Annotated in this window: 7 protein-coding genes and 2 pseudogenes; all 9 read left to right on the top strand. The window is 56.9% G+C overall.

Features of this window, described 5'->3' with window-relative positions; genetic code table 11:
- A pseudogene (locus QVP03_RS05155) lies at positions 1 to 96 on the top strand (RNA polymerase sigma-70 factor); the annotation flags it as partial.
- Positions 97 to 190: 94 nt separating this feature from the next.
- The gene (locus tag QVP03_RS05150) at positions 191 to 1,129 is read left to right on the top strand and encodes a FecR family protein (protein WP_022332500.1); all 939 of its coding nucleotides are present in this window, start codon (positions 191 to 193) and stop codon (positions 1,127 to 1,129) included.
- A gap of 163 nt (positions 1,130 to 1,292) precedes the next feature.
- Positions 1,293 to 4,674, top strand: a pseudogene (locus QVP03_RS05145) (SusC/RagA family TonB-linked outer membrane protein).
- Positions 4,675 to 4,688: 14 nt separating this feature from the next.
- The gene (locus QVP03_RS05140) at positions 4,689 to 6,290 is read left to right on the top strand and encodes a RagB/SusD family nutrient uptake outer membrane protein (RefSeq protein ID WP_256166229.1); all 1,602 of its coding nucleotides are present in this window, start codon (positions 4,689 to 4,691) and stop codon (positions 6,288 to 6,290) included.
- Between the two features lie 25 nt (positions 6,291 to 6,315).
- The gene (locus QVP03_RS05135; RefSeq protein WP_022332496.1) at positions 6,316 to 7,458 is read left to right on the top strand and encodes a glycoside hydrolase family 18; all 1,143 of its coding nucleotides are present in this window, start codon (positions 6,316 to 6,318) and stop codon (positions 7,456 to 7,458) included.
- Positions 7,459 to 7,466: 8 nt separating this feature from the next.
- Entirely contained in the window at positions 7,467 to 8,642 is a 1,176-nt protein-coding gene (locus QVP03_RS05130; protein WP_022332495.1) for a DUF1735 and LamG domain-containing protein, read from the top strand.
- A 27-nt stretch (positions 8,643 to 8,669) separates the two neighbouring features.
- Positions 8,670 to 10,121, top strand: coding sequence for a BT_3987 domain-containing protein (locus tag QVP03_RS05125; protein ID WP_022332494.1), 1,452 nt, complete (start codon positions 8,670 to 8,672; stop codon positions 10,119 to 10,121).
- An 81-nt stretch (positions 10,122 to 10,202) separates the two neighbouring features.
- Entirely contained in the window at positions 10,203 to 11,663 is a 1,461-nt protein-coding gene (locus tag QVP03_RS05120) for a BACON domain-containing protein (RefSeq protein WP_022332493.1), read from the top strand.
- Positions 11,664 to 11,892: 229 nt separating this feature from the next.
- The gene (locus QVP03_RS05115; protein ID WP_022332492.1) at positions 11,893 to 13,194 is read left to right on the top strand and encodes an MFS transporter; all 1,302 of its coding nucleotides are present in this window, start codon (positions 11,893 to 11,895) and stop codon (positions 13,192 to 13,194) included.
- Positions 13,195 to 13,253: the final 59 nt, after the last annotated feature.

Genomic DNA, 13,253 nt, shown 5'->3' with positions numbered 1-13,253 from the left:
AGCGTCGAGTTCGAAGTCTCGAAGGCGATGAAAATCCTGCGTGTGGTGCTCAAAGATTACCTGGCTTATTTTATTTTCTGGTTTTATATCAATTGATAATCATTCGTTTAACTTGCTTCACCCGGGCTTTCCCTGAAAAAAGTGCGATTTTTTTCAGGGATTTCCCCGGCTGGGGTGTTATCTCTATGTCATGGAAAAAGAATTACTACACCGGTTTTTTGACGGGCGCGCGTCCGTAGAAGAGGAAAAACAAGTCCTCGACTGGATCGACCGTGATCCGGCCAACCGCAGGGAACTGCTTGCCGAGCGCCGTTTGTTCGATTCGATGCTGATGCTGGCCGACCCCGGACGCACGACACGCAAGCCGAAGGTTTTGACCCTGCCGCGCTGGACACGCGAAGTCCTCAAATACGCTGCGGTCATCCTGGTCGTTGCGGGAGCGGGGGGCATCTACGTCTCGCGGATGTATGACAAGTTCCTGTTGACGGGCAATACGATCACCGTCCCGGCAGGCCAGCATATCGACGTGCAGCTGCCCGACGGCACGAAAGTCTGCATGAACGCGCTTTCCGAACTGCATTACCCGACCTTCTTCATCGGGCGCGAGCGTAAGGTGCAGCTCAAGGGCGAAGCGTTTTTCGATGTGTCGCATGACCGGAAGCATCCTTTCGTCGTCGAGACCTATGCCTGCGACGTGGAGGTGCTGGGTACGAAATTCAACGTCAAGGCCCGCTCGGAAGACGGGGAGTTCGTCGCCTCGCTCGTCGAGGGTAAGGTGCGCGTGACGGATCGCTTCAATTCGAACAACCAGGTCGAGCTGCATCCGCGCGAACAGGTGACGCACCTCAACGGACGGCTGATCCTGGGGCGGATACCCGAACACGAAGGGTTCCTGTGGCGCGAGGGGCTGATTGCCTTCCGCGACGCTTCGTTCGGGGATTTGCTCGATGAGTTCGAGAAATATTACGGCGTGAAGATCGAGGTGCGGCGCCAGGATATGCCGACCAACCTTTTCACCGGGAAGATCCGTATCTCCGAGGGTATCGACCATGCCCTGTGGGTTTTGCAGCAGAGCGCCGATTTCCAGTATACGCGCAACGAATTGAAAGACATGATTTATATACACTGACCAACCTAACCTGATTGTAGTACCTAAGCCCAGATTTATGTGAAAAATTGCCCCAGACCTTAGACGAATGACGAGGCGTGCCCCGGACAGCGCCTTTAAACCCCTCCCCCGAGCAGGGCAGGGGATCCGGGAAAAACCAATAACCTAATTAACTGACCAACGTATGAAAATGAAAAACCAAGCGAGAGTTAGGTTTCTCTTGCCTGTTTTGACACTTGTATGCTGCCTTTTCGCGGGCACGGCAAGTGCGCAGTCCGTACCGGTAACCCTCCGGGTTTCGGACGCTCCCCTTGAGCAGGTGCTCAGTGCAATCGAAAAGCAAACCACCTACCTGTTCGTTTACGACAAGAATGTGGACGTAGCGTGCCGCGTGTCGATCGATGTGAAGGACACGCCGCTGAACAATGTGCTCAATACGCTTTTCCAATCTTCCGATATCGCTTATGCCGTCGAGAATACGTCGATCGTACTCTCGCAGAAAGCCCCGGCCGCACAGCCCGGCCAGCCTGTCACCGTGACGGGCAAGGTCGTCGATGCTTCCGGTATGCCGGTGATCGGCGCTGCGGTCATTGTCAAGGGGACTACGATCGGTACGAGTACCGGCGTGGACGGCGATTTCTCGCTGCAAGTTCCCCCCCCCCTCGGCTGACGCCGTATTAGAAATCAATTATTTAGGCTACGAACCGATCGCACAGACCGTAGGCAGCCGCACCAACATCACCTTTACGCTCCGGGAGTCGGCGGTGGATGTGGATGCGGTCGTGGTTACGGCTCTCGGTATCAAACGTTCGGAAAAGGCGCTGTCGTACAACGTGCAGCAGGTCAACTCCGAGGACATCGTGGCCAACAAGGACGTCAACTTCATCAACTCGCTCAGCGGCAAGGTCGCCGGTGTGACGATCAACTCGTCGTCCGGTGGCGTCGGCAGCGCATCGAGGGTCGTCATGCGTGGTCAGAAGTCGATTTCGCAGACTTCGAACGCCCTCTACGTAATCGACGGCGTGCCGATGTTCACGACGGCCCGCGACGGCGGCACGGAGTTCGCCTCGCAGGGTACGACCGATCCCATCGCCGATATCAACCCCGAGGACATCGAGTCGATGTCGGTGCTGAACGGTGCGGCCGCTGCGGCACTCTACGGTTCGGATGCCGCCAACGGTGCCATCGTCGTCACGACCAAGCGCGGCAAGGCGGGCTACACTTCGGTGACCGTATCGAGCAACACCGAGGTGATGTCGCCGTTCGTCCTTCCCGAGTTTCAGAACCGTTACGGTACGGGCGATCTCAATTCGAGCGAAGGTTCGATCGTCCGCAGCTGGGGCAATCGCCTGAACAGCTCCAACTATATGGGGTACAGCCCGCGCGATGACTATTTCCAAACCGGCGTAACGGGTACCGAGAGCGTCTCGCTCTCGACGGGTACCGAGAAGAACCAAACCTATTTCTCGGCCGCGGCGGTCAACTCGCGCGGAGTAATTCCCAACAACGGCTACGACCGTTACAATTTTACGTTCCGCAATACCACCTCGTTCCTCGGTGACAAGCTGAAACTCGACGTGGGTGCCAGCTATGTGATGCAGAAAGACCGCAACATGACCAACCAGGGTACCTACAACAACCCGCTGGTCGGCGCTTACGTCTACCCGCGCGGCAACGACTGGGCCGATATCGAAATGTACGAGCGTTACGATCCCGCCCGCCGCCTCTATACCCAGTACTGGCCCGTAGGCGATGCCGGCATGACGATGCAGAACCCCTATTGGATCAACTACCGCAACCTGCGCGAAAACAACAAAGACCGTTACATGCTGAACGCTGCACTCTCGTACGACGTGCTCGACTGGCTCAATGTTTCCGGCCGTCTCCGCATCGACAACAGCAACAACGACTATACGGAAAAATTCTATGCTTCGACCTTCACGCAGTTGACCGAGGGTTCGAAAAACGGCCTCTACGGCATCACGAAGACCAAGGACAAGCAGGTCTACGGCGACGTGCTGGTCAATATCAACAAGACTTTTGGCGAGGACTGGTCGCTGCAAGCCAATGCCGGTGCTTCGATCTCGGACATGCGCTACGACGCCATGAAGGTGCGCGGCCCGATTCCCGACGGTGAGATCACCGACGAAAAACCTCTGCTGGCCAACGTGTTCAGCGTGCAGAACCTGAGCAACACCTCCAAGACCAAGCGGCTGCAGGAAGGGTGGCGCGAGCAGACCCAGTCGATCTTCGCCTCGGTTGAGATCGGCTTTAAGAACACCTACTTCCTCACGCTGACCGGCCGTAACGACTGGCCTTCGCAGCTGGCCGGCGAGCATTCGGTGAAGAGCTCGTTTTTCTATCCCTCGGTCGGTGCTTCGGTCGTGCTGTCGCAGCTCATCCCCGAGATGCCGAAGAACCTCTCCTACGTCAAACTCCGTGCGTCGTACGCATCGGTGGGTGTGGCTTTCGAGCGTTACCTCGCCAACCCGCGTTACAGCTGGAACGAGAGCGGCCTGAACTGGAGCACCCAGACCCGGTTCCCGATTTACAACCTCAAGCCCGAGCGCACCAAGTCGTTCGAGGTCGGTCTGACGATGCGCTTCCTGCGCCACTTCAACCTCGACTTCACTTACTATAACACCAAGACGCAGGATCAGACCTTCGAGCCGAATATCTCGACCGGTTCGGGTTCCTCCAAACTGACCATTCAGTCGGGTAACGTCCGCAACCGCGGTTTCGAGGTCGCACTGGGTTACAGCAATACGTGGGGCAAATTCTCGTGGGATTCGAACTACACGCTGTCGGCGAACAAGAACAAGATTCTTTCGCTTGCCGACGATGTGGTCAACCCCGAGACCGGCGAGCACTTCTCGGTCGATCAGCTCGATATGGGAGGTCTTGCCGATGCCCGCTTCATCCTTCGTGAGGGCGGTACGCTGGGCGACTTCTATTCGCGCATCGACCTCAAACGCGACAGCAACGGCGCCGTCTATATCAACGAGAAGGGCGAGATCGCTTCCGAGTCGATCACCGACGTCAACAGCTACATCAAGCTGGGTAGCGTGCTTCCCGATGCCAACATGGCATGGCGCAACGACTTCCGCTGGCGTAACTTCAACTTCGGCTTCATGGTTTCGGCCCGCCTGGGCGGCGTGGTATTCTCGCGTACGCAGGCCATGCTCGACTACTACGGTGTTTCCGAGGTTTCGGCCGTAGCGCGCGATGCCGGCGGCGTGATGATCAACGGCGGCGACCTGGTGGATGCCAACAAATGGTACACGGCCATCGGCAGCGGTAACTCCGTTCCGCAGTACTATACCTATTCTGCCACCAACGTGCGCCTGCAGGAGGCTTCGATCGGCTATACGATCCCGAAGAAAAAGCTGGGCGACATCTGCGAAATTACCTTGTCGCTCGTGGGGCGCAACCTGTGGATGATCTACAACAAGGCTCCCTACGATCCCGAGACCGTTGCGACGGTGAACAGCTACTACCAGGGCATCGACTATTTCATGTCGCCTTCGACGCGTAATATCGGGTTCAACCTCAGACTTAAATTCTAATCTGCACGATGACTATGAAATTCAATATATTAAAACCGGCTTTGGCTGCGTTGGTACTTGTCGGTACGGCCTGCACCGCCAACTACCTCGATATAAATACCAATCCTTACGAGCCCTCCGAGGACGACATGCAGACCGACGGCTATATCATCGGCTCGGCGCTGACCTCGCTCGCGAGCACCGTCGTATCGACCGACGTCAATACGGCGCAGTTTACCGATGTGCTGCTGGGCGGCCCCATGGGTGGGTATTATTCCACGACGGGTGGCTTTACCCGTACGATCATGAATTACAATCCGACGGACGACTGGACGAACGTTTTCATGTATAGCGACAGGACGATCCCGGTGCTTTACTCGAACCTGCGCGAGTTGAAGAAGGTGACCGACGACCCCATCGTACTGGCGATCGCCGACATCATCAAGGTGGCCGCCATGCACCGTGTGACCGACGCCTACGGCCCGATCCCCTATTCGATGATCGGCGAGAACGGCCAGATTCAGGTGCCGTACGATTCGCAGGAGAAGGTTTACGACAAGTTTTTCGAAGAGCTGGATGCCGCGATCAAGGTGCTTACCGAGCACCGCACGGATGCTATTTCCGCAAAAGCCGACTATATCTACGGCGGCAGCGCCGAGAAGTGGTGCAAGCTCGCCAATTCGCTCAAACTGCGCCTGGCGATGCGTATCGTCTATGCGAACGAGGCTAAAGCCCGCGAGATGGCCGAATCGGCCGTGAACAGCGAGGTGGGCGTCATCACGTCGAATGCCGACAACGCCAGGCTGACGTCGTTCGGTGCCGACGGCAACCCCATTTACGTGGCAGTCAACTACAACAAGCCCGCAGACTGCATGACGGGCGGCGATACGCATGCCGCAGCCGACATCATCTGCTACATGAACGGTTATTCAGACCCCCGCCGCGAGAAATATTTCACGCAGTCGGAGTGGCCCGGTCAAACCTATGTCGGCATCCGCCGCGGAATCGTGATTCCGCCTCTGGCATCCGTTGGCCGCAAGTACTCCGGCGTCAATATCTCGATCTCCTCGCCCGTCACGTGGATGAATGCTGCCGAGGTGGCTTTCCTGAAGGCCGAGGCGAAGGGTGTCTTCGGGTTCAACATGGGCTCCGGCGAGGCCAAGGACTTCTATGACGAAGGCATCCGCCTCTCGTTCGAGGAGTGGGGTGTGTCGGGTGCCGACACTTACCTGGCCAATACCACGGGCAAACCGCAGCTCTATGCCGATCCTGCCAATTCGAATTCTTATTCGCAGGAGTTGTCCGACATTACCATTGCCTGGGATGCGGGTGCTTCGCTTGCCCAGATGCAGGAGCGCATCATCACGCAGAAGTGGATCGCCAACTGGCAGCTGGGCAACGAGGCATGGGCCGACTACCGCCGCACGGGTTATCCCCGTCTGATGCCTGCCACCGAGGATGGAAACAAGAGCCTCGGGGTCGTCGATTCCGAACTCGGGGCGCGCCGTATGCCTTATCCGGCAGACGAATACACGACCAACAACGTGAACGTCAACAATGCGGTTTCGTCGCTTCTGAAGGGTGCCGACAACATGGCGACCCGTATGTGGTGGGATTGCAACCCCGCGATCAAATAATAACCAACCCGAACGCTAAACGATTATGAAACGAAATATCAAGAAATTTCTGTTCCCGGCCGTAGCCGTTGCAGTCCTCTCTTTTGCGGCGTGCAGCGACTGGACGGAGACCGAAAGCCTCGACATCAACTATCCTACGCTTGAGGAGCAGAATCCCGAGCTCTACAAGCAGTACCTGAAGGCGCTCCGGGATTACAAGGCGGGCGAGCACAAGGTCGTCCTCGTCTCGATGGACAATACCACCTCGGCTCCGGCCCAGCGCAACGAGCACCTGACGACGATGCCCGACAGCGTGGACATCATCTGCCTGATGAATCCCGACAACCTGCATCCGACCCTGGCCGGTGAATTCGCCAAGGTACGCGAGAAGGGCACCCGGGTGATCTACAACATCGACTATAATGCGATCGAGAAACTCTGGGAGAAAGTCCTCGTGGATGAGGAGGCCAACAAACCCGAAGAACCCGCGAATCCCAGCACCCCCGAGGCGACCCAGGACGAAGGCGGCGAAGGTGGCGGCGAGGGCGAACCGACCCCCGAGGAGGAGCTGGAGCTCCGTTTCCTGGAGTTCTGCAGGCAGCAGACCGTCAGTCAGCTGAACCTGTGTGCCAAATATGGTTACGACGGTGTCCAGGTGAACTATACCGGCCGTGCCCCGCAGGCTATGCAGGAAGAGGAAAAAGCGCAGTATGCCGCACGCCAGGAGGCGTTCTTCTCGAACGTGAAGACCTGGAGCGGCGCCAACTCCGGCAAAGTGCTGGTCTTCCAGGGTAACCCGCAGAACCTCATCGACAAGTCAGTCCTGGGCGAATGCGATTATATCGTCATCCCCGCGCTGACCGCAACTTCGGCCGACAAGATGTCGTTCGCCGTGCTGATGGCCGCCGTGGAAGATGTCCCGACCGACCGGTTCGTCATCGGCGTGACGACCCCGTCGCTCACCGACCTGAGCGATGAGAGCGGTTATTTCTCCGGCTACGAGGCCGACGGCAAGACACGTGTGCGTGCCACCAAGGGTGCTGCCCAGTGGGTCGTAAGCCCGGCGTCGGGCTATGAGAAACTGGGTATCTCCATCGCCAACGCGCAGAACGACTATTTCAACCTGACTTTGGTTTATAAAAACATCCGGGAGGCGGTCGACATCCTGAATCCCGCACCTAAAAACTAATGCGACCTATGAAACTCAACAAGTTAAATATTGCTGTCGCGGCTCTTGCCGCCGTTGCCCTGGCAGGCTGCAAAAACGAGGATCTTTCCAGGCAGCATTACGACAATAAACTTTTCATCTCGGCGACGAATTTCACCGACGAGATGCTTATCAAGGCTGCGAATCCCTCCTATGAGCGTGAAATCACGGCCGGTATCGCCAAGCCCGTCGGGCAGGACATTTCGATCGAGTTCGCCGCCGCGCCCGAGTTGTTCGACCACTACCGCCAGGCTTACTACGACGAGGACGTGAAGCTGCTCTCCGAGGAGTTCTACCAGTTCGATGAGACGAAGACCAGGATACAGGCCGGAAGCGTGGCGAGCGTTCCCGTGACGATCAGGTTCGTCGACGTGAACCTGCTGGACAAGAACGAGCGCTATGTGCTGCCCGTGACGATCCGTTCGGTGTCGGGTATCGACGTGCTGCCCAGTGCCCGCAGTGTTTACTATATCTTCAAGGGTGCCGCGCTGATCAACGTCGTGGCCGGTATTACCGAGAACCGTGCTTGGCCCGACTGGAAGGATGCCTCGCCCGTAACCAACATGCGTACCTTCACGCTCGAGGCGCTGATCAACGGCAATGCGTTCAAGAACCAGATCTCCACGATCATGGGTATCGAGGGCAAGTTCCTGGTGCGTATCGGCGATTCGGGCGTGGATCCCAACCAGATTCAGATCGCTTCGTCGAGGAACCTGACCAATTCGGATCTCAAGCTCGATGCCGGCCGCTGGTACCATGTGGCCGTGACATTCGAGTCGGGAAACGTGAAAGTATACCTCGACGGTGCGGAGAAGTGCAGCGGCAACGTCGGTACTTCGTCCGTGAATTTCGGCGTAGCCCATTCCGACGAATCGGACGGCAAGCCCCGTTGCTTCTGGATCGGTTATTCGTATGCCAGCGACCGTTATTTCGACGGCCAGATCTCGGAAGTGCGTATCTGGAACAAGGCGCTGACCCCCGAGGAGATCAATGCCCCCGACCATTTCTACCAGGTGGCCGCGGCTTCCGACGGACTGGTGGCCTACTGGAAATTCGACGAGGGAGCCGGCAAGACCATCAAAGACCAGACCTCCTACGGGAACGACCTTACCGTCGAGAAGGAGTTGAAGTGGGTGAATGTATCGCTTCCCGAGCTGGGTAAATAATCTGCTAACCTTTAACCTGAAACGATTATGAACACCAAGAAATATCTGAAATACAGCATCCTTCCGCTTGCGCTGATGTTGGGTGGGCTGGCCTTCACGGCCTGCACCGACGACATCGAGGGCGGCAAGCCTGTCGACGAAGGGGCATACGACGCCGTGAAGCGCGTCGACGGCATGTTGCTCGACGTGACGTCGAACAAGAACGAGTCGGTGATCGAACTGCGCTCGGACAAATACCAGACCGAGGTCTTCTTCCGCCTTACGAAAGCGCCCCAGAAGGGTGTCGACGTGAAGATCGAGGTAGATCCCGCTTATCTGGAAACCTACAATGCCGAACACGGGACGGAGTTCGAACTCTTCCCCGCGGCCAATGTCGCCATCGACCGCGAGGGCAAGCTGCTGCTGGCCCCGGACGAGATCCGTTCGGTCGGGGTGGGCGTTACCCTGGCCGCAGGCAGCGAATTGCAGGAGGGGACGACCTATCTGCTTCCGCTCAAGGCAACCTCCTCGACCGAGGGTATCACGCTCTCGGAAAAGGCGCAGCATGCGGTCTATCTGGTGAAAGACCTGCGTGCCCAGGGCGACGCTTACAAGGGCCCCGACGCCGTGAGGAACGTGTGCTATTTCGAGGTCAACGACACCAACCCGCTCAATGCGCTGGAGTTCGTGCTCAAGGACAGCGGCAAGCTCTTCTTCGACGACATCATCCTTTTTTCGGCCAATATCAATTACAATGCGGAAACGGGACGGGTCTATGTGCTGAACAACCCCAACGTGCAGTTTCTGCTGGACAACAACGAGCAGTTCCTGCAGCCGTTGCGCAAGCGTGGCATGAAGGTGATCCTCGGTATCCTGGGCAACCACGATGCCGCCGGCGTGGCACAGCTGTCCGATATGGGCTGCCGTGAGTTCGCCAAGGAGCTGGCGGCTTATTGCGACGCCTATAATCTCGACGGCGTCGGTTTCGACGACGAGTATTCGACTTCTCCCGACCTGAGTAATCCCTGGTTTACGCAGTGGTCATACGATGCGGCAGCACGCCTTTGCTACGAAACTAAAAAGGCAATGCCTGATAAAACCGTCATGGTTTACTATCTGGGCGGTATCAATAGTTGGATGCCTTCTGTCGACGGGATCGAACCGGGTATGTTCGTCGACTATGCCGTTGCCGATTATGGCGGAACGGCAGCACCGATGCAGGGCATGACCGTCAAGCAGTGTTCCGGCATGTCGATCGAGCTGAACCGGGGGTCGGGCGATTCGAGCGAATCTACGGCTCGTTCGAAGAAAGAGGCCGGTTATGGTTACTATATGTTCTTCGCACTGGGGCATACCACTTCGCTGGTAAACGATTTCGATGACTATCGGTTCCAGGTGGGCCGGTGCCAGTCCGTTGCCCGGGGCCTCTATGACGAGGAGCTGCTGATGCCCGAGTATTATTACAAAAAGAACGACGCGACACGTTATAAACTGCCTTAATCCGATTGTGTGCTGTACTCCCCGCAGCACGACCGCTGCGGGGATGCAGTTCGATTGAGAACCTAAAACAACGTAGATTTTATGAAAAAGATATTTATAGCCTTTGTAGCGGTGGCCTGCGCGCTCAGCGCCTGTTCCGACGACGATACGGCGGACGACCTTTCCCGGGCCACGATATCCATTACCCCCGATGCCATCCCCGCCGGGCCTGACGGGACGACGACGCAGGTGACCGTAACCAGTTCGGGAGACTGGCGGCTCGCAGGTGTCTGCGACTGGGTGCATCCTTCGGCCGAAGCCGGGAAGAGCGGCGATGTGGTAACCTTCACGATCGATCCGAATACAAGCGAAGAGAGCCGTGAAGCGGCCTTCAAGTTCTTTACGGGATCGGCTGTCGCTCCCCTGAAAATCGTTTCGGAAGCGGGCTATTCGCTGACCCTTCTTTCCGAGGAGAATATGACCGTCGAAGCATTGAGCACCGATATCCAGGTCAAACTGCATACGAACATTCCGGAATTGGCCGTCGCGTTTTCCGACGGCGGCGGGGATTGGGTCACGTATGTCGGGCGCAACGACGTTTTCGGCAACACGGTCTTGAAGTTTACCGTTGCCAAGAACCCGGATTACGATGACCGTTCGACCGTGGTCACGGTCTCGGGCATGGGGCAGTCGGTCGATATTCCGCTGACCCAGAACCGGATATATGCAATCAATATCGAGGATACGGCATTTGAGTTTGACCTTGCGGAGCGTTCTTTCTCCGTTGATGTGAATGCCAATGTAGATTACAAAGTAATGATTAGCGACGATTGGATCACGCAGGTGCCCGAAACCCGTGGGCTGGAAACGAAGACGCTTACATTCCATCTCGGAGCGGCAACTACCAGTCGCGGAGGTAAGATTACGATTGAGGGTGCTGGCATTACCAAAGAGTTGTCCGTTATCCAGAAAGATCCGAATGCGACACTGATTTCGTTTGTCGATAAGGATTTTGTAAAGTGGCTGCAACAACAGGGCTGGATCGTCGCATTGGGGTCTACTTCCGGAATCATTACGGAGAAAGGGTTGGCCGCCACCGAGTTGTCATATAACCCCAGCTATGGTACCCAATGGACATCGCTGGAGGGGATCGAAAACTTCACGAACCTGGAAAAGATCAATGTCATGAGTAATGATCTAAGTGAAATAGACCTTTCCGGTTTGACGAAGGTGAAAGAACTGAAGTGCACCCGGAATTTTAGGTTGGCCTTGATTAATCTTGGGGACAATCCGATCGAATCGTTGTCTCCGCTGGGAACCTATTATTCGGATGCCGAGAAGTTTACGATGATCGGTAACAAGTTGGTATCGCTGGATCTGACAGTAGCCTCCTACTATGTTTGGTATGACGGGATAACCTCGATAGACGTGTCGGGTTGTCCGGCACTCCAGACTCTTAAATGCGATCGCGGGGAGAGGGTGAAGTCGCTCTATCTCAAGAAAGGGCAGGATATTCCGCACCTGACCAAGAATGCCGCGACGGAGATCGTATATGTAGATTGATTTCTCTGCAGGATTCGATTCTGACGACCGTGCAGTCGCGAGCCTCAAGACCCGCCGGCTGCACGGTCTTCTTTCCCGGGGAATTAAATCGCCGGCCCGTTTAGTAATCCGGCGCCCGAAATTGTATTACTTTACGGATGCAAAGATGATTACCGCCCGGAATACCGACCGTGTGCGGAAAGATTTTATTATCTTTGTGCATCCCTAACCTAAAACCGGAGAAGACCCGATGATTTCGACAGTTAAAAAAACTTCGCCGCTGGCCTGGGTGCCTACGGTCTATTTTGCGATGGGGCTTCCGTTCGTCGTGCTGAACATGGTCTCGGCCGTCATGTTCAAGGATCTGGGGATATCCGATACCCGGATCGCGTTCTGGACGTCGCTGATCATGTGGCCGTGGACGATCAAATTCCTGTGGAGCCCCTTCCTGGAAATTTTCCGCACCAAAAAATTCTTCGTCGTCACGACGCAGCTCCTGAGCGGCGTGTTGTTCGGCCTTGCTGCGCTGGCGCTGCATATGCCCCATTTCTTCGCCGTCACGGTGGGGGTCTTCGCGGTGGTGGCCTTCAGTGGCGCCACGCACGACATCGCGGCCGACGGCGTTTACATGTCGGAGCTTTCGACCGGGGATCAGGCGCGGTATATCGGCTGGCAGGGGGCGTTCTACAACCTTGCGAAACTAGTCGCCACGGGCGGCCTGGTCTGGTTCGCGGGCTGGCTCAGCAAGCGTTTCAGCGATTCCGGGGCGGCGACCTTCGATGCCTATGTGCAGTCGTGGACGGTGGTGCTGGCGATCCTTTGCGGCCTGCTCGTCCTGCTGGGTATTTACCACAGCCGCGAGTTGCCGTCGGGCGGAAGTGCGGCTGACGGACATTCGCTGCGGGAAGGGCTGCGCAGCCTGAAGGAGGTGATCGCGGCGTTCTTCACGAAAAAGCATATCTGGTATTACATCGCCTTCATCGTCTTCTACCGCCTGGGCGAGGGCTTCGTGATGAAGATCGTGCCGTTGTTCCTCAAGGCGGATACCGCGGCCGGAGGGCTGGGGCTTACCAACCAGCAGATCGGGTTGTACTACGGCACGTTCGGCGCCGGGGCATTCCTTTTGGGATCGCTGCTCGCGGGCTACTATATCGCCCACCGCGGACTGAGGCGCTCGCTCTTCACGCTGTGCTGCATTTTCAACCTTCCGTTCGCGGTCTATGCGCTGCTGGCATGGTTCCAGCCGCAGTCGATGTGGCTCGTGGGCGGCGGCATCGTCGTGGAGTATTTCGGCTACGGGTTCGGGTTCGTGGGGCTTACGCTCTTCATGATGCAGCAGGTGGCCCCGGGTCGGCACCAGATGGCGCACTACGCTTTCGCCTCGGGCATCATGAACCTTTCGGTGATGCTCACCGGCGCCGTTTCGGGTTACCTGAGCGACTGGAAGGGCTACGGCGTCTTCTTCATCGTGGTCATGCTGGCGACGATCCCCGCCTTTGTGATGACCTGGTTCGTACCGTTCACCTATGATGATAAACCAACAACCAAATAACATGAGCAATCTGAAAATAATGGGCCCGGCACTGCCGGATATGCCGTGGGAAGAGCGTC

Origin of the sequence: Alistipes sp. CAG:29, from assembly GCF_000435435.1 — a bacterium.
Taxonomy (GTDB): domain Bacteria; phylum Bacteroidota; class Bacteroidia; order Bacteroidales; family Rikenellaceae; genus Alistipes; species Alistipes onderdonkii.
This window is presented reverse-complemented; position numbering and strand designations above follow the sequence as displayed.